The organism is Microvirga sp. jy35, from assembly GCF_056148915.1.
The window spans coordinates 1-17,792 of record NZ_JBWBEW010000063.1 but is presented as its reverse complement, the minus strand read 5'-3'; the positions used below and the strand labels follow the sequence as shown (position 1 = coordinate 17,792).

Here is a 17,792-nt window from a genome sequence, read left to right as displayed (position 1 = left end):
CGCCTCCCTCAAGTGGTGCTCTTCAACACCTCCACTTTGGCACACCAAGGCCGTTGGGGGGCGTCCACCCCATCAGAGCCCTTCAGGCTGGCTCCCGCTTCAGTCTCGATCCGCCATTCCTCAGACCAAGTGCCGGCGCGAGGGTTGAGGCTTTTCTATTCAGAAGTTCCTAATTCCAACCTATGCGGTTTCGTCGCAGCTGAGGCTGAGCTTTTTGGCACCTTAGGTCTGTTTCCCTAAGGTAAGATGGGCTAATCCTTATAGTAGGAAATCAGCCGCCCAAGAGGCTGGCCCGAGGGAATCAGAACACGCAGGAAATACTGATGGTGCGGGGCAACAATGGATCATCCAGCCAAACTTATCAATCAGCTCAAGGCAGAGCTTGAGAGTAAAGCCAGAAAGCCGGGGCTTCTTGACCCTATCCCGCAAGAGGCAGGTCCAAGGCTGACAACCTTCAGGGGCGGTGCAGTTCACTGCGTTCGGCAACCAGGCTCTGAGGTCTTCCGACCAACGAGCCACTTTGCGTCCGTAGCACTCGCCCCAAGTTCTAACATAGAAGCTGGGTATGGCGGCGGCCGACTGCAAAAGTTCAGTGCGCCCGTTGGAATGATCGAGATAAGCCCCGTTAATCTGGAGAGTTTCTGGAATTGGCCGTCTGAAACCAACTATGTCCATATTGCCCTTCCACCTCAGACGCTGTTGGAACTGGCAGAGCAAGAGCTCGATCGAGGCAGCATTGATCTCCAGCCGGTTCCCTTTGGGATCGTGGACCAGAAGGCCCTCCGCATCGCTCAGATGCTGAAAGCCGAGCTGTCGGAGAGGGAGGTAGCAAACGAACTCTATGTCGACTCCCTGATCACCTTATTCGGCATTCACCTGCTGCGTACCTATGCGGGTTCCGGTAGAGCGCCAGGCAAAGCTGAAGGGGGCCTGCCTGCGCACAAGGCCAGACGCGTGCGGGACTACCTCCAGGAGAACTTCTCCCGCAGGATATCGGTGGTTGATCTTGCAGCCCTGTGTGAGCTCTCGCCCGGCCACTTTATCCGAGCCTTCAGCAACAGCTTTGGGCAGTCCCCGCACCAGTACCTGCTCCAACTGCGGCTGGGTGCAGCTGAGCTGATGTTGTTCGAGAGCGATCTACCGATTACCGAGGTTGCGTACCTGAGCGGGTTCTCCAGCCAGAGCCATCTCACTACAGCTATGAAGCGATACAAGAGCATAACTCCAGCCACGATACGATCGAGTAGATAGGCAGTGCTGCTGTGTCCGGGATCCGCCCCACCAAGTTATGTTGCGAAAGAAAAGTAAGCTCCAAAAGCAGCGAGGCCGCTAAGGAATTGATCGCTGGGATTCTCGGCTGTGTCACCTAGGCTGGACGCCCAAATTAACTGCCAGCTTCCATCATCCCTGCGCAGAAGAACCTGGGCTGCCTCGTCAATGAGGGAAATCTTTTGGGCTGTCTCAACGGCGGCCGAGATCGCGGCTTCCCTGGAGGGGTAGGGGAAGTCTTTTTCCTGAAAGCGGACCTTCCACTGACCGCCCTCTTCCAAAACGCAGTAGCACAAGCCCGCCATCGCACCAGTCACTCTCACCTAGCTGGTCCAGCGACACAGCTCGCGCACTGCTATCCTGGATAGCCCCAGTTAACCCGTGCTGCTTATTGTAGTTCTAAGTTTGCCGGCTTAGGGACCTGTTATATGGGATTGGGTAGTTAGACTTTCGTGTATGGGCATCTACCGGAGGAGAACTGCTGAGGTTTACCCGGACGGCGGCTATGATGACACGTTCTTGATGGCTTTCGATCCCGATGTGGGCTTCCCACGCTTCCACATAGAAACCAGTGACGAGGGATCCGTCGCAGAGTTTTTGTTTCAGAGTTTCAGCTACTGCTCTCTGGGTTCAGGGACGGAGGGTGGCGTGTTCAAGGGCAGGCATTTTGGCTCTGTCGCAAATCCTGACTGGAGTTGAAGGGGCGGAGGCGACCGTCGCTCCTCGTTATGCAGCGAGCAGCTCGAACTGCTCTGAAAGCGATATATTCGAGTTGCAGGCGTACTTCGCCTGTCCTTTGCGCATCATGTGCACCATCTCGATGCCACTCAGGATCACACGGGCAGTGGTCGTGGATTTGAACCCGAGCATCGGCCGTACCCGCCGTTTGATGGCACGGTGATCCTGCTCGATGCGATTGTTGAGGTAGGCACTTTGCCGTATGCGGATCGGCTTCAGCTTCCGCCCTGATCGGTCCTCCAGTTGGTTCGTCGCGTCAAACGATAGGATCGCTTCTCGATTGGTCTGGCTGCCATCGATCACAACCCGCTCAGGCCGGCCATGGCGCTTCAGCGCCTTGCGCAGAAACCTCTTGGCCGCAATGAGGTTTCGTCGTTCGCTGAACCAGAACTCAACCGTGTCGCCATTGCTGTCGATGGCCCGGTACAAGTACATCCATCGCCCACGAACTTTGATGTAGATACCGTCTGAGCCGTCAAGTCTGGTGAGTGACTGGATAGCAGTACCCGCCCTTGCTTTTCAGCACGCCAAAGCAGATGTGAACCAGCTTGCGCATGGCAGCGCCCAAGGTCGCCATCTTCGCCTTTCCGCGCGCGAGCAGCCGCTGTTGCTGGGCTCTGATGTCCGGGTTCAACTTCGTCGCCACAACAGCTGCCATGTAGAGCGCAGCACGCAGCCGGGGATTGCCGGCCTTCGAGAGTCGCGGCCGCCCGCGAACGCTCCGGCCCGACTGCCGCTCAATCGGCACCAGACCCAGGAAGGCGGCCACTTGGCGAGCGGTCTCGAAGGGGCGGCTCTGCAGCAGTACCAGCATCCGCATCGCTGTCTTCGGACCCACCGCCGGGATGGTCTGTAGCCTCTCCAAACCGGCTTGGAGATCTTCATGGGCGGCAAAATGCTCGGCGATGGCCTGCTGCAGGCGTTTACACTGAGCTTTGAGTGCCCTGATGCTCGTGACGAATGAGTGCTTGATGGCGCCGGAGCAGCCACGGACGCAGGCCTGCTCATACCGGTTCTGCTCCCGGCGCAGATCGCCTTCCAGGTCGTCCAGCCGTGCGAGCAGCGCCTGGAACTCGATCAGTCGCTCGGCGGGTGGAATCCAGGCCTTTGGTCGGGCCAAGCAGCCGTAGCGTGCCAATAGCACTGCATCGATCTCGTCAGTCTTGTTCAGGACAGCCATGCCTTTGGCAAAACTGCGGATCTGAGCTGGATTGGCGAGAGAGACTGTCATGCCTTTGACAGCCAGGAGCCAGGCCGCAAGCTCGTGGTAGGCCGCTGTCGGCTCGAGAACCGCATGAACCTCCGATAGCTCGACCTTAGAGATCCTTGTCACCCAAGCAGCCGCTCTCTCGATACCGTCCGGGGTGTTGGGGAATACCTTCTGTCCGATGGGGCGCTGTCGGTCGTGAACGACCACCGCGCAATCGAGCTTCTCCTTTGCAACATCAATGCCAAAGAACACTGTCATAGAGCTTCCTCTCGTCAGGAGGCCCCTTGCGCTGATCAACCTTGTCAATGCAGGCTTACCCGTCTCGGGATGACCTTTGATACCGTCCGATCTCAGCTGGGGAGCGTGGTGAGGCCGGGCGCACCATCTACATCGCAGACTTGTGTCTGAAGTTTCATTCGAGCTATCCCGGCCCCATGCTGTGGGAATGACCCACAACACCCATCAAATACAAAGTTTCATCCACGTGCCATTTCCGGCTGACGCTTCGTCTGCGAAGATTGAAGCGCTTGAGCAGTTCGGGCGAGTAGCGAATAACCCACCTGTGGACGGTCGCATGGTCGACGGAGATGCCCCGCTCGGCCATCATCTCCTCCAAGTTGCGCAGGCTCAGATTGTAAGCCAAATACCACCGAACGCAGAGCAGGATCACCGATCGATCAAAATGCCTGCCCTTGAACACCGCGTCCTCCATTACTGTGACCAAGGTCTCAGTAGCTGAAACGCTGAAACAAAAAGTTTGCGACGGATCCGGCTTGCCGCTGCCGGTGTCAGTAGGCAGTAACCTGATGCTGACGCAACTCGGAACTGCGCTACCCCGTGATTTCACCAGATGCCTTTTCTAACGCGTCTTGAGATTGTCCAAGTGCCTCCCCGGCAGAGAGGCCGATGGGCAGGGCCAGGACTGATGAGAGGCCCGAGAGAAAAGATCTTCCGACAAGGTTGCACGGGCGCCTCGATCAATGTTAGGAACGCTCCATCGACAGGGGTGCTCCGTATTGCCGGGGCTGAGATGACGGTGCCAAACCGTCGGACCCTCAAGCTGATCTGGGTAATACCAGCGGAGCGAGGACACGATGTTTTCCGGCGCACAAGTCTCCCTTTATCCCATGACCGACGATTTCGTCGGCGTCATCCTCGGCGCGATCGAGGCGCTTGAGCCCTACCGACCGAACTTCCGGATCGAAACCGACGACATTTCGACACTGCTCGTCGGTCCGCCCGACCAGCTTTTTCCGGCCATGCGCGATCTGTTCATCGCCGCGGCTGGTCAAGGAGTGCACTGCGTTCTGACCGCCACCGTCTCGCGCGGGTGCCCAGGCGAACCGGACGATCCGATCTGCACGCCCGTGAACGACTCGCGTTATGGCCAACCGCTCGCGGAGCGGATCGCAGCCGCCATCGAGCAGGTCGGGGCTGCCCCACAGACGGATCAGATAGTGGCAGCCCAGTTCTCGCTGTATCCGCTCGGCAGCGGCCACCACATGGACGAGATCTACGGCTGCATCGAGTTCCTCAAGAACTCCGGCGTCTTCGACCGCTCCAAGAACTTCTGCACCAAGCTGCGGGGTGATGCGGGGGCCGTTTTCGCGACACTGAGCGAGGCCTTTCTGCGCTTTGGCGCACCGCAGGGCCATGTCGCCCTCGACCTCAAGGTCTCGGCGAACAGCCCGACCGTCGTTTAAGTCATCCATCAACTCCACATCATGGAGACCACCATGTCCGGTATGCGAGGTTGGACGTTGAGGGAGACCCTTATCGTCACTGTTCTTGGGGCGGTCTTTGCCGTGCTCTATCTGGGTTGGGTGCAGGTCTGGCTGATCGCGCAGGCTGTCTTCGGCCCAGTGACGATGGACGTGGTGATGGGCTTCTGGTTCATCGCCTCCATCGTGGCTGCCGCGATTATCCGCAAGCCCGGCGTTGCCTTCGCGGCGGAGGTGCTCACCGCAGCGGTGCAGATCCTGCTCGGCAGCCCGGCCGGCCTATTGCTGCTGGTGACCGGTGCGGTTCAGGGTGCGGGCGCCGAGGTCGTCTTCGCCGCCACCCGATGGCGCAACTACTCCTTGCCGGTATTGATCGCGGCAGGAGTCGGTGCTGCGATCTTCTCCTTCATCTATACCTGGATCCGCTTCGACTACGGCGCCCTTCAGCCCGGCATCTTGATCGCCATGTTTGTCCTGCGCTGCCTCAGCGGCGCCCTGTTGGGCGGGTGGCTCGGGCACCTCATTGTGGAAGCGCTCTACAGGACCGGAGCCCTCGCCGGTCTTGCTATTGATCATGCGAAGCGATCGGTCACCGCCTAGAACCGGCTTCGCAGCCGAATGGCATAGGGTGTCGGTTCAGTATCCCTTTGCCAAGCGGCAGGCAGTCGGACCGGTTAGCCTTGTGGTCCGGGCAGGCGAGCGTGTCCTTCTGCTGGGGCCTTCAGGTTCGGGCAAGTCCACCCTCCTGCTGACACTGACCGGCCTCGTGCCAAACAGCATCCCCGCGACGGTCAGTGGAGACATCCGCCTCTTTGGGGTGGATATTGGGACGAGACAGCCCTGGGCTTGGTCACCCCAGGTGGCGCAGTACTTTCAGGACGCGGACCAGACGCTCTGCGGCATGCGGGTCGAAGATGAAATCGCCTTTGCCCTGGAGAACCGCGCCCTGTCGTCCATGCTCATCGCTGAACGCGTCACGGAGGCGATGCGCCGGGTCGGGGTGCCGGAGAGCTGGCGCAGCCGTCCGACGTCAACATTGTCAGGAGGCGAACGGCAACTCGTCGCCCTGGCCGCGACCCTTGTGCAGAACGCACCCCTGTTCGTGGCCGACGAGCCGACGGCGCATCTTGCGCCACAGGCGGCGAACCGCCTGCACGCACTGCTGACCGAGCATGATCCTGATCGCAGCGTCCTCATTGTCGACCACCGGCTGGAGGGCCTGATCCAGCACATCGATCGCATGGTTGTCCTCGGCAGAGACGGCACCCTTCTTGCCGAAGGGCATCCGCGTGCCGTCTTCCGGACCAAACGCGACCTGCTGACATCCCAAGGCATTTGGTGCCCGGTGGCGAGTGCGCTCGATGCCCATTTGCAGCAGGCCGGCATCGCCCCTGCGCTTTCTCCGCTGTCCGTCGAGGAGGCTCTCGCACACATCAACCCGGGAGCATCCTTCCGCGAAGATGTCGCAAAAGCCCTTCCGGCTGTCGAGGCTTTCCTTGGTGACTATATGGCGCGAAGCACCGAGGCTGCATCGGGTGCTCCGATCCTGGCGCGGCTTGTGAACGCCGAGTGCGCGCCGTTCCTCGGGCCCACGGTCCTGCGCAACATCGACCTTGCCATCCATAAGGGCGAAATCCTCGGTATTCTCGGGGCGAACGGTGCTGGCAAGTCGACGCTCGGTCTTTGCCTATCCGGCCTCCTCCGATTGAAGGCGGGGAGCAGAACCGGCGCACCAGGCGGCTATGCGTTCCAGCGGCCGGAGAACCAGTTCACTGCCGGCACGGTGCATGATGAGATCCTGGATGCTCTTCCCAAGCAGATTGCGGCAAGGGACAAGGCTGAACATGTGGCCAGCGCCTTGGCGACATGGGGGCTTTCTGGCCTTGAGAAGCGGCATCCGTTCGAGTTGTCTCAGGGCCAGAAGCGAAGATTGGCCCTTGCGGCCCTCACCGCGTCAGACCGCTGGCCGCTGCTCGTGCTGGATGAGCCGATGGCGGGCCTTGATTGGCATGGCGTATCGACGCTCATGCGCGAGATCCAAGCCTTGCAGGGGAGGGGGCACGCCGTCGCCGTCATCACCCACGATATGGACCTTGCCTTGTGCCTCTGCCCCCGTTCGATCATAGTCGGTGAAGGCGGCATCCTGGCTGACGGTCCGACGCAGGAGCTAATGAGGGACGCGGCTCTCCTCCGGCGAGCCGGACTGGCGGAGCCAGCCTGTGCCAGAGCTGCGCAATGGCTGCATCGGGTCGCATCATGCTGAGGGCGCTCAACCCGCTCAGCAAGCTTCTCGTCTGCATCGTTGGCCTGGTCGCATCCGTCCTTGTCTTCGACGCGCACTTCCAAATGGCCCTGATCGTCGTGACGGGCTTCACGCTTGTCGCTCTCAATCGCACGTCGCCGCTGCTTCTTCTGGCGCTGATGGTGCCATTCTGTCTGTTCGGCCTCGGCTTTCTGACCACCAGCCTGCTGTTCCGGCTGGACAGCGATTTTGCCACGCGCATGGCGGGCGAGGCGTTCCTGAGCTCGCATGCGTTCTCGGCAGGTCTCACCTTGTTTCTGCGCGCTGTTGCCTGTGGGATGATCTCGGGTTTCTTTGCTCTGACCACTGATCCCGGCTCTTTGGTGCGCGCCCTGATGGTGCATGCCCGATTGCCGCCCCGGATTGGCTATTCTCTTTTTGCCGCGATGCTGCTTGTTCCGGATCTCGCATCGGAAGCGCAGCAGATGCGGCTTGCCTGCGCGATGAAAACGGGCCGCCGCATCCGGCGGGTGCCGGGACCGGCAGAAATCATTGGTCTTGTCATCCCGCTGCTTGCCTTTGCGATCCGCCGCGCCGGCCGAACGGCGGTCGCGCTGGAAGCGCGCGGCCTCTCACCCGTTGGACCGCGGACGGTTCTGAATGCTCCAGACTTCAAACGATCTGATGCCGTCTTCATGATTGCGGCGGTCGTTGTCATTGCCTTGTGCGGCGCCGCGGCTTTCTCTGACATCGATGCAGTCTTGTCACTATCTCAGGTGGGGCATGAAGAGCCAGCCCGGTTTTGAGTGGAGCCGAATCTTAGCTGACCTTGCTGCAGCGATCCCGGCGCTGCACGGATTACGCTTGGAGAAAATCGCCATACCTTTGGGAGGGCTCTCCAATTCCAATTACCGCTTGGACCTGCCTGACGGCTCTCTTGTCCTGCGGGTGCCAAGATCGAACCCAGGGCCGTTCCACATCGACCGTCAGGAAGAGGTGAACGCAGCACGCTTCGCCGGTACAGTCGGGATTGGGCCTCCCGTTCTCTTCGCCAATCCTCAGGGTGTGATGCTGACCCGGTTCATTGAGGAAGCAACGCCCATGAGCATCGAAGCCTACCAAGCGGATCCAAGCGCGGTGCAGCGCGCAGCTCATGTTGTCGCCAGACTGCATCGGTCAGACCTCCGTCTCAAGCGATGCTTCGCCCCTTTCCCGATCATCGACGAATATAGGGCTGAGTGCCAGCGGCGATCTCGTGACCTGCCAGTGTTGCCCTCCAGATTGGAGGCAGCCCTGGAGGAGGCACGAGCGCAGGTGACAGCCTCGTCAGTGCCGCTCGTACCGAGCCATTGTGATCTAGTGCCGGAGAACTGCCTTGATGCCGGATCACGCATGTTCCTCATCGATTGGGAATATGCCCGCATGAACGATCCGGCGTGGGATCTGGCCTACCTGAGTGTCGAGGTCGCATTCGATGCGATCCGGGAACAGCTGTTGCTTGCGTCCTACGATGATGCCGCTGTGACCTATGGACGGCTGCAGGTGTTCAAGCTGCTGACCTGTACCTTGAATGCTCTATGGGGTGGGCTGCAGAGAGACCGTTGGGGCATCAAAACTTATAATTCATGGTCGTGCGAACGGTTGGCGAGCGCCATGCAACTGGCTGAAGATCCAAGATGGACGAAGTGGCTCGCGGAACTGAAGTGAAACCCCGGATCAAAAATAGGCCTAGAACTACAGCTTCCTGTTGAGGATGGGCCAGACCTTGCAACAGTCCGGTCAAGGACCGGGGCAGGAGCCATATTTGTTAGGTACAACTGCTCGCGGACGCGAGTTCACACTCCATAGCTCCGGAACGGTTTAGGTTCCATAAGATATGTTTGCCGAAATTGCCGAATGTAGGCGCAGTTTCTGTGCAGGTTACGGTTCGAGGTACCGCTCTACCAAACGGGCCCAAAGTGCCGCTCCTGTCGTCAAACTTCCGTCGGCGAAGTCATATTTCGAGCTATGCAGAATAGCGGAGTTCATGCCGTTGCCGAGGCGCAGGAAGCTTCCCGGCTTGTGTTCGAGGAAGTAAGCGAAATCCTCACTTCCTGGGATGAGGTGGCAGGTTGAGACTCTTTCCGTTCCAATGAGCTCCTCTGCTACGGCGCGGGCGAATGTCGTCTCGGCCTCAGAGTTGACGACAACCGGGTACCCACGCTCGTAATCGATTTCGACCGAGGCGCCGTAGCCTTCGACGACGGACTGAGTCAATTTAGTGATGCGCTGCTGGAGAAGGTCACGGATCTTCGGTTCAAAAGAGCGGACGCTGAGGGCGAGTTTCGCATACTCCGGGATAACGTTAACGGCATTGCCCGCGTGGATCGTCCCGACGGTAACAACTGCAGTCTGGGTTGGGTCAACATTCCGAGATACGATAGTTTGCAACGAGACGACGAGATTGCAAGCGATCACCACAGGGTCGACGGTCAGATGCGGGCGAGAGGCGTGACCGCCAATACCTCTAATAGTGATACTCACGGTATCGGACGAGGCCATCATTGGGCCGGCGCGCAGAAGAATATTGCCCTCTGGTGCACCGGGATGGTTGTGCAGACCAAAGATCGCATCAAAGGGAAAGCGCTCGAACAGGCCGTCAGCGATCATCGCTTGAGCACCGCTGATCTTGCCAGCCTCCTCGGCCGGCTGAAATATCAGCGTCACAGTGCCATTGAAACGACGGGTGCGCGCAAGATACTCAGCCGCGCCCAGAAGCACGGTCGTATGTCCGTCATGGCCGCAGGCATGCATCTTGCCAAGGCTTATGCTCGCATAGGCAAGGCCCGTCTCTTCCGTAATTGGAAGAGCATCCATGTCGGCGCGAATGGCAATACCCTTCTTTCCACTCCCCGCGCTCAGGCGCGCCACGACGCCGTGGCCGCCGACGTTGCTGGCCACCTCATAGCCCCAGCTCTCAAGCTTCTCGGCAACGAAGCGTGCCGTTTCGGCCTCTTCAAAGGAGAGCTCCGGATTGGCGTGAAGATGCTGGCGGATGCTCGTCAGTTCTGATTCCATGGCATCGAAATCCGAGACGCGGGCAAATATGTTGTCGTTGAGCATAAGATCCATCCGGATGGTGACCAAGAAACCAGCAGATCTGAGGGACTGCTGGGTGAACTATCAGAGAAAGCGCGACAGAAATGCCTGCGTGCGCGAATGCTGCGGGTTTCCGATTACGTCCTCCGGCTTGCCCATCTCGACGATCTTACCATCATCCATGAATACCACTCGGTCCGCCGCCTCACGGGCAAAGCTGATCTCGTGGGTGACAACGATCATGGTTAGACCCTGCTTGGCAAGGTCCCGCATAGTCGCCAGAACTTCACCAACCAGTTCTGGATCCAGCGCTGATGTCGGCTCATCGAACAACATCAGTTTTGGCTTAATCGCTAAAGCGCGAGCTATCGCCACCCGCTGCTGCTGGCCACCAGAAAGCTGACGAGGATAGTTGTTCGCTTTCTCCAGCAAGCCGACCCGCTCGAGAAGCTTCATGGCGCTCTGGGATGCTTCCTTACGGCTTTCGCCATGAACACCCACGGGCGCTTCGATGATATTCTGCAGCACCGTCATATGCGGATAGAGGTTGAATTGCTGGAAAACCATTCCAATTTTCCGGCGCTGACGGGCAATCGCATTCGCAGACAGCTTTTCCAAGCGGTTGTTGCGAGTTCGATAACCCATCTGCTCACCATCCACTTCAATGAGGCCCTTGTGGATAGCCTCTAGGTGGTTGATGCAGCGCAGGAAGGTCGATTTTCCCGAGCCAGATGGGCCAAGGATCACCACGACCTCTCCTGGCATGATATCGAGATCAATCCCCTTAAGCACTTCGAGCTGATCAAAGGACTTATGGACGTTGCGCGCCCGGACAAGGGGCCTCATGGTCTGGGCAGCACTCAATGGTTTGCCTCCACAGCCGCTCCGGCAGCAGCCGGCGTTGGGCCAGCTCCGGTCTGGCGTTCGCCGCGGCCGTAATAAGCCTCGATATAGCTCTGCCCGATGTTAAGGATCGAGGTGATGAACAAATACCAAATGACTGCAACGAGCAGCATCGGGATAATCTCGAAAGTACGATTGTAGATCGACTGCACGGAATAAAGCAGATCCGCCATCGCGATTACGCTGACGAGCGAGGTCGCCTTGATCATGCTGATCAGCTGGTTGCCGGTCGGCGGAACGATGGATCGCATGGCCTGTGGAATGATAATACGCCACAAAGCCCTGCCTCTGGTCATGCCGAAAGCTTCCGCCGTTTCGGCTTGACCTCGGTCCACAGACAGAAGGCCACCGCGGATGATTTCCGCCATATAGGCTGCTTCGTTAAGCGCAAGTCCGACGATTGCAGCCGTTATCGGTGTGATCACTGAATTCGTGTCCCAACTTGCCAGGGTTGGGCCGAAGGGAATCGCGATCGAAATCTGCGGGAACAACGTGGAGAGATTGTACCAGAAGATCAGCTGCACGAGCAGCGGTGTGCCGCGAAAGAACCAGATGAAAAGCCCCGCGGACGAGCTTGCAAGCCCGTCCTTGGACATGCGAGCGATGGCCAGCACCAACCCGAGGATAGTGCCAAGCACCATGGCGACAACAGTAAGCCAAAGGCTGACGTAGAGACCACTAATGACTGTCGGATCGAAGAGATATGCTGCAACGACCGGCCAACCGAAGTTCTCGTTATTGGCGACGATCCAAGCGAAGTTCAACGCAACGAGGAGGATGACTGCCCAGAGAACTAATCGGCCCGTACGGAACGGAACGTGGGCGGTTGCCACGTCCCGGATGTCCGCACCGCCGGAAGGCGATGCGCTGGTCAGATGAAGTTGGCTCATTTCGGGAGAGTCCCACCAAGATTGATGCCTGGCTCCTTGATCATGTTGTTCTCAAGGCCCCATTTCTTCATGATCGCGGCATAAGTGCCATTTTCCATCAACACTTTGATGGCGTCGAGGAGCAGCGGCCCGAGCGGTGAACCCTTCGGCACGACTGCGCCTTGATAGAGGTTCTCGAAGCCATTCTTCTGGCCGACACCTGTCAGCTCGAGCTGACCATTCGCCTGAGAAACGAAATAGGTGAGAGGCGCTTGAGACGAGAAGAACGCTTCTGCGCGCTTCGAGCGGACCGCAAGAATTGAACTCGGCTGATCCGTGTAAGACTGAACCACGATGGGTTCCTTGCCATCGGTCTTGCACTTTTCCGCCTGAACCTGAATCACACGCTCGGCCGAGCCGCCGGCCATAACAGCGATGCGATTGCCGCAGGCAGTATCGAGCGAAGTGATGCCCTTAGGATTGCCCTTCTGGACCGCAAAGACAACAAACTCTTGAACCCAGTCAACAAAATCATTGGCTTCCTCGCGGCTCTTGAAATCGCCGACTGGGCCGAAGGCGAATTGGTAGCGTCCTGAGTTAACACCAGTGAGCAGAGCCGGCAGACCACCGACCGTAGCATGTTCAATCTTGACGCCAAGGAGCTGACCAATTGCTTCCGTCAGATCGTCACTAGCACCGGTCATCTCGGTGCCGGTGACGATTTCATAGGGAGGGAATGAGCCATTGTTGACTGAGATCATCTTGCCTTCAGCGCGGATGTTCTCAGGCAAGCGCGCCCGCAGTTGTTCATTCACTGTCTGTTTCGGGATTGTTGCATCCTGCGCGTAGACAGGGCTTACCAGGACAAGACCAGCGAAGGTAGCGGAAATGATGAGTTTCAGATACATGTTGTGTTCCCTCATTTAAGTTCTACGAAAGCTCTTCAGATTTTAGGTAAGATCTACAAAAGGCTGCTCTTTGTCTGCCATGGAAAAAGTTCAGCGGGCGTAAGCCGGCGGGGCAGGATTTTCTGCGCGTAAAGTTCGTTGGCGAAGTCTGAGATCATAGCCTCGTTCGCTTCAAGCCCACTGATATTCCACGACAGCGGCAAATCGGCGGCGCAACGGCGCAGCTCGTCGATCATCCAGGGCGTCGTGTCCGCGTACTTCTCACGCTTCTGCAACCACATGCGCTGGGACGCATCGATGAGTTCGCTGAGTTCGTCCATGATCCAGGGATTTTCTTGAGCGATTTGGGCCTTGAAGCCGATCAGGTGCATGCCTGGTACATAGCCAACCTCGTGGAAGTAAGTGACCTCGGCGGCCCTGAAGTCGTCAAGAACTTGGCGGAAAGGGGAGTGCTGGTCGAAAAACCCTGGGGGCATGAACGGGGTGAAGATTGCGTCCAGACCACCATTCTTTAGAAGATCGACCATGGGCTGTTCACCGGGGGCGGCTTCAATACGGCCTGGCCGTCCAAAGCCATCGAGCCGATCCGTGATCGGATGGGCTTCTGTCAGCCGGCCTGCGTACCACATAGCATCGTCGACTTCGATGCCTTCGCGGCGGATAGCAGCGCGGGTCCAAGTATTTCCGGAATCCCTCCAGCCGGTCACACCGATCTTCTTGCCGGCGAGATCCGATAACCGGCGGATTGAGCTCTCTTTCAGAGTAATGATACAGCGGTGGCGAAAGCCTCGCATGATGAAGTTTGGTATGCCAACCACGCTTTCATCACCGTCATGTCGCAACTGGGAGTAGCGGCTAAAGGACATCTCTGCTGCGTCATACGCTGGATCATGCCCAACGTTGGAAATGAGAGTGCCAACACGATCGACTTTAACATTGAGGCGAGGGGACTGAACATCGCCCAGAACTAGGGGCGTCATGTAATCCCAGTCACGAAGGGCAAGTCGGAGGGTTAGCGGCATCAGCAATCACTCACAACAAACTTGTGTTCCAAGCAGTTAAAATGTTCAAATTGGATTGATCAAACCCTTTTACGTTATTGAACATTAAATTTGGGGTCGTATGGACGAGAGCAGAGACGCAACTTGGTTCGCCGAGAAACTGACGGACAGGACAATTCGTGGAATTGCCATCGAAACAAGAGCCTTGATCCGTGCTGGTGCATTGCCAGTTGGTACTAAGTTGCCGCCTATCCGTGACCTCGCTTTTGCCCTTGGGATCAGCCCCGCGACTATCTCAGAAGCGTGGAGTGAACTGCGACGCCAGAAGATCATCAGCGGGCGGGGCCGAAACGGTACATGGGTCAGCGGGGACCGCTTCGTCGCTAAGCCCCAACGCTTGGGAAATTCCGGCAACTACGGCGAAGGAGTCCTAAACTTAACCGCAGCTGTACCTGACGTTCACCTGTTGCCGCCTCTTGCTGGGGCAATGGCCTACGGCGCCTCAGCGGACAACCTCAACAGTTACGAGCGTAGCCGCATCCTACCGGAACTGGAGGAGGCGGTCAGGAACATTTGGCCTTATGAACCGGAAGCTTTCTTGGCGACAAATGGCGGTTACAATGCCGTTTATACGCTTATCCATGCTCTTGTGCCGCCAGGGGCATCGGTCGCGCTCGAGAACCCGACCGGCATGCGCCTCCTCGACATTTTGGAGGATCGGGATGTGCGTATCCTGCCGGTTCAGTGTGACAGCGAAGGGCCTTTGCCATCATCTCTTGAGGCAGCTATGAAACTCAAGCCTGCCGCCTTTATCTTCCAGCCACGGCTGCATTCGGTTACTGGTCAGAGCGTCAGCCGAGAGCGGTTGGAAGATCTCGCGAAGATCCTGCGGGGCACCGATACGCTTATTGTCGAGGATGATGGAATCGGAGATATCTCTGCCGCACCCCGCCATTCCATGGGCGCCCACTTTCCAGACCGGGTTATCCATATCCTTTCCTTCTCGAAAACGCATGGACCCGACTTGCGACTTGCTGTCCTCTCCAGTTCACGGGCAATCGTCGATCAGATCCAATCTTACCGAAGCTTCAGCGCCGGCTGGACGAGCCGCATCCTGCAGGCTGCTACGGCTTGGCTGCTTCGCGATCCGGCGACACAGGCATCGGTCGATCACGCCCGGGTGGTCTACCAAGAACGACGCGCTAATCTAGTCAACGCTTTACAGCAGAAAGGAGTAGAGGCCATGCATGGTGCGGGTCTATGCGCATGGGTTCCGGTGGCATCGGAGCCATTCGCGATGGTGACGCTTGCCGCCCACGGTATTGCCGTCCACCCTGGTGCCAAGTTCTCTATTCTGCCCACATACTATTTGCGCGTTGCAACTGCCACTCTCTCTGACCGCTATGAGAAGGTTGCTGATTCTATTGCGTTGGCTGCTGGCGCGTGAGTAAATTTTGAACAAGTACCTGCTTTGGATTTGGCGCAACTGCATCGCCAATTAGAGTGCCTCAGATTAAGAGCGTTGTCTCGTCCATACATCTCCTGTGTGATACCAGCGACGCAACCGCACTAGAGTAAATAATGATAGTAGGCTCGATAGGAGGTACTGTTCTCTTATTCCGGGTATTCTGGTCAAGCCGTTTGAGCAGCCCGTTCCGTCAGTTCGGCTGATATCACCTGTCGGGTCATGGTTCTCTCCGCGGTCGGCAGACACCGCCGCATGATGGGGTCGGAAGCCTCAGCCTCGCCATGTTGCATACGCGGTCAATCTGCTCCCTGAGGTTCAGGTCTCAGGCCGCAACGGTGCCGACGCGATGGCTGCTGCCTCGTCCCGACAAGGGACATCGTACCGCCAGATCTGGCGGATCTCTTTAGGTGTTTATCTCATGCGGGCTGCCCTTCCTCGCGCGACCACCGGAAGTCCGTGTTGTCACGCCACATCCGGTGCAGGATCACCGCCAACTTACGCGCGACCGCGACGGTCGCCTTCTTGCCGCCCACCTTCTTGGCGAGCCGGGTGCCCCAGGCCTTCAGCGCAGACCAGCGCGAGACCCGGTTCAGCAGGATCTCGGCCGCCTCAAACAGATACGTGCGCAGCAACGGATCGCCGCACTTGGAGATCCGACCGCTTCGGTCGATCTCGCCTGACTGATACCGTCGTGGGGTCAGACCAAGATAAGCTCCCACACTCGAGGACTTCGAGAACCGTACCGGCGCATCGATGACACTGATATAGGCCAGCGCCACCAGAGAGCCGACACCGGGAGCCGTCATCAGACGGCGGGCCGCTTGATCCTGGCGCGCCAGCCCCATGAGGCGACGGGAGAGGATGCCGATTTGCCGGCTGACCTCCTGCAAGGCGGTCAGGAGTGCCTCAACCGCATCCTTCAGTGGCCCATCGGCCACCAGCTCGCGCACGCGGTCGATGAAGGGCTGGCGGCCTCCCTTGCCAGCGACCAGACCAAAGGGCTTGAGCATGCCTCGGATCTGGTTGATCAGGTCCACGCGTACCTCCACTAAGCGAGCGCGCGAGCTGAGAAAGCTACGGATCACCTGGCTGTCGAGGCTCTTGACGGTGACCTCCCGGTACCAGCCCGTGCGCACGATTTGTGCCAGCCCGAGCGCATCATTCGGGTCGGTCTTGTTCACCTGCAGCGACAGCGCTGCCTTGGCATGGCGCGCATCCAGGCAGATCACAGGCAGACCGCGCTTCTTCAACTCATGCCAGTGCCATGCCGACAACGGGCCGCTTTCCAGGCCAATGCGCTCCACATGCGGCGCTCTCACTTCGACGACTGCCGCAATGGCTTCCGGCGTCGAGGCGCATTTGCCACGCCAGAGCGCCTTCCCGTGCTCATCGACGATGCAGACGGCTGTCTGCTCCAGCGATACATCCAACCCGACATAGTGCTTCATGAGGATACTCTCCGTTGGCTTCCAGTTTGGGCCTGATCGCATCAGACCTCAGTTTGCCGTCGAAGGGCACCAGGCCCGGAATAACCCCATGTTGCTAAACTTCATCCCGACGCTGATGTGATCATCCCGCCACGATCAACGGCGGTACCGAGCGATACGGCGGAGACCGCGCCGACTCAGCGCGACCGGCATCTCCAAAGCATCGCAGAGCATGGAGGCAAGGGTTGGCAGAAGCGGTCCGGGTACTCTCGGCGTGCCTTGGTTGAGGCCGCCATCAGCCGGCTTAAACGAGTGATTGGGGATGCGCTGCGTTCGCGGACCGACCGGCGTCGTGCGACCGAGGTCGCTGTCGCAGTTCAGGCCTTAAACCAGATGCTCGAGTTTGGACGCCCGAAGTCCGTCCGCATCGCTTAAGCGGCGGCACCGAGTGGGCCTCGTGTGCTCACCAACCGATCTATGCAACACGGTCCTATCATGGTGTCCTCAGCGTCGAAGGCCACTCATCGCCGGAACTGGCTCCTGGCGGCCCTCGATCCTGAAGATCTGTCCTACCTTGAGCCGCAGCTTGAGATCGTGAGCCTGCCCGATCCCAGATGCCCGCACCAGACTGGAGAGCCTGCCGTTATGGTTCGAGCACTACAACAGCCTTCACCCACACAAGGCGCTCGGTTATCGTTCACCGCGTGAGTTCACCGCCTCATGTCACCCGGGATGACCCCGTCCGATCTTTCGGGGGCAACACTACCCGACGAACAAGGTGGGACCAGAAGCGGCAGGTTGCCGACTAATCCATCTACCCGCTTAGGTACCATCAATCGGAAGTGGCCATGGATTTCGGATTAGACTTGGGACTCCTTCCGCCGGACTTGCTTCACGAGCATCCGATAAAGGGCCGTGCGGCACTTCGATAGAGCCTACGGTATCTACCCAATCAAAT

General features: G+C 58.6%; 15 protein-coding genes, 3 pseudogenes and 1 riboswitch. Of the genes and pseudogenes, 8 read left to right on the top strand and 10 right to left on the bottom strand.

Translation table 11 applies throughout. The annotated features are described in order from the left end of the window. The first annotated feature begins 339 nt into the window (after nt 1–339). Nucleotides 340–1,251 (top strand): helix-turn-helix domain-containing protein, encoded by a 912-nt coding sequence (locus AC0QTX_RS25690; protein ID WP_474606637.1) that lies wholly within the window; start codon nt 340–342, stop codon nt 1,249–1,251. A gap of 35 nt (nt 1,252–1,286) precedes the next feature. Here AC0QTX_RS25690 and AC0QTX_RS25685 read toward each other — a convergent pair whose 3' ends face one another. The 4 genes and pseudogenes from AC0QTX_RS25685 to AC0QTX_RS25670 form a co-directional block, all read right to left on the bottom strand. Next, entirely contained in the window at nt 1,287–1,574 is a 288-nt protein-coding gene (locus AC0QTX_RS25685) for a DUF2188 domain-containing protein (protein ID WP_474606636.1), read from the bottom strand. Nucleotides 1,575–1,995: 421 nt separating this feature from the next. Continuing rightward, nucleotides 1,996–2,475 (bottom strand): annotated as a pseudogene (locus AC0QTX_RS25680) (IS6 family transposase); the annotation flags it as partial. A gap of 7 nt (nt 2,476–2,482) precedes the next feature. Continuing rightward, on the bottom strand, nt 2,483–3,475 hold the full coding sequence (locus AC0QTX_RS25675; protein ID WP_474606635.1) for an IS110 family transposase: 993 nt from the start codon (nt 3,473–3,475) through the stop codon (nt 2,483–2,485). 214 nt (nt 3,476–3,689) lie between these two features. Beyond that, a pseudogene (locus tag AC0QTX_RS25670) lies at nt 3,690–3,917 on the bottom strand (IS6 family transposase); the annotation flags it as partial. Between the two features lie 292 nt (nt 3,918–4,209). Further along, a riboswitch (TPP riboswitch) is annotated at nt 4,210–4,321 on the top strand. Between AC0QTX_RS25670 and AC0QTX_RS25665 the strand changes: the two are divergent. The 5 genes from AC0QTX_RS25665 to AC0QTX_RS25645 all read left to right on the top strand — a co-directional run bounded on the left by AC0QTX_RS25665 (nt 4,312) and on the right by AC0QTX_RS25645 (nt 8,887). Beyond that, nucleotides 4,312–4,920 (top strand): YkoF family thiamine/hydroxymethylpyrimidine-binding protein, encoded by a 609-nt coding sequence (locus AC0QTX_RS25665; protein ID WP_474606634.1) that lies wholly within the window; start codon nt 4,312–4,314, stop codon nt 4,918–4,920. It overlaps the preceding riboswitch by 10 nt. A gap of 33 nt (nt 4,921–4,953) precedes the next feature. Continuing rightward, nucleotides 4,954–5,538 carry an ECF transporter S component gene (locus AC0QTX_RS25660; RefSeq protein ID WP_474606633.1) on the top strand — a complete coding sequence of 195 codons (585 nt, stop codon included), beginning with the start codon at nt 4,954–4,956 and terminating at the stop codon, nt 5,536–5,538. Between the two features lie 28 nt (nt 5,539–5,566). Continuing rightward, the gene (locus AC0QTX_RS25655; protein WP_474606632.1) at nt 5,567–7,201 is read left to right on the top strand and encodes an ABC transporter ATP-binding protein; all 1,635 of its coding nucleotides are present in this window, start codon (nt 5,567–5,569) and stop codon (nt 7,199–7,201) included. Then, nucleotides 7,174–7,986 carry an energy-coupling factor transporter transmembrane component T family protein gene (locus tag AC0QTX_RS25650; protein WP_474606631.1) on the top strand — a complete coding sequence of 271 codons (813 nt, stop codon included), beginning with the start codon at nt 7,174–7,176 and terminating at the stop codon, nt 7,984–7,986. Before AC0QTX_RS25655 ends, AC0QTX_RS25650 begins: the two co-directional genes overlap by 28 nt. Further along, complete coding sequence (locus tag AC0QTX_RS25645) at nt 7,934–8,887, top strand: phosphotransferase (RefSeq protein ID WP_474606638.1); 954 nt, start codon at nt 7,934–7,936, stop codon at nt 8,885–8,887. Before AC0QTX_RS25650 ends, AC0QTX_RS25645 begins: the two co-directional genes overlap by 53 nt. Nucleotides 8,888–9,100: 213 nt before the next feature. Here AC0QTX_RS25645 and AC0QTX_RS25640 read toward each other — a convergent pair whose 3' ends face one another. The 5 genes from AC0QTX_RS25640 to AC0QTX_RS25620 are packed head-to-tail and all read right to left on the bottom strand — an operon-like array spanning nt 9,101 to nt 13,960. Beyond that, nucleotides 9,101–10,282, bottom strand: a complete 1,182-nt coding sequence (locus tag AC0QTX_RS25640) for a M20 aminoacylase family protein (RefSeq protein ID WP_474606630.1) — start codon at nt 10,280–10,282, stop codon at nt 9,101–9,103. A 60-nt stretch (nt 10,283–10,342) separates the two neighbouring features. Next, the gene (locus tag AC0QTX_RS25635; protein WP_474606629.1) at nt 10,343–11,122 is read right to left on the bottom strand and encodes an amino acid ABC transporter ATP-binding protein; all 780 of its coding nucleotides are present in this window, start codon (nt 11,120–11,122) and stop codon (nt 10,343–10,345) included. Then, nucleotides 11,119–12,051, bottom strand: a complete 933-nt coding sequence (locus AC0QTX_RS25630; protein ID WP_474606628.1) for an amino acid ABC transporter permease — start codon at nt 12,049–12,051, stop codon at nt 11,119–11,121. The genes AC0QTX_RS25635 and AC0QTX_RS25630 overlap by 4 nt, the downstream gene beginning before the upstream one ends. Further along, nucleotides 12,048–12,938, bottom strand: coding sequence for an ABC transporter substrate-binding protein (locus AC0QTX_RS25625; RefSeq protein WP_474606627.1), 891 nt, complete (start codon nt 12,936–12,938; stop codon nt 12,048–12,050). Before AC0QTX_RS25625 ends, AC0QTX_RS25630 begins: the two co-directional genes overlap by 4 nt. Before the next feature lie 53 nt (nt 12,939–12,991). Beyond that, a complete protein-coding gene (locus tag AC0QTX_RS25620; RefSeq protein WP_474606626.1) occupies nt 12,992–13,960 on the bottom strand; it encodes an ABC transporter substrate-binding protein in 969 nt (322 codons plus the stop codon). 100 nt (nt 13,961–14,060) lie between these two features. Here AC0QTX_RS25620 and AC0QTX_RS25615 point away from each other — a divergent pair, with 100 nt between their 5' ends. Next, nucleotides 14,061–15,386: an aminotransferase-like domain-containing protein gene (locus AC0QTX_RS25615; RefSeq protein WP_474606625.1), complete on the top strand. Its 1,326-nt coding sequence runs from the start codon at nt 14,061–14,063 to the stop codon at nt 15,384–15,386. Between the two features lie 437 nt (nt 15,387–15,823). On the opposite strand, the gene AC0QTX_RS25610 is transcribed toward AC0QTX_RS25615, so the two are convergent. Further along, nucleotides 15,824–16,855 (bottom strand): IS110 family RNA-guided transposase, encoded by a 1,032-nt coding sequence (locus AC0QTX_RS25610; protein ID WP_474606624.1) that lies wholly within the window; start codon nt 16,853–16,855, stop codon nt 15,824–15,826. 583 nt (nt 16,856–17,438) lie between these two features. Here AC0QTX_RS25610 and AC0QTX_RS25605 point away from each other — a divergent pair. After that, nucleotides 17,439–17,570 (top strand): annotated as a pseudogene (locus tag AC0QTX_RS25605) (integrase core domain-containing protein); the annotation flags it as partial. Nucleotides 17,571–17,792 lie beyond the last annotated feature (222 nt).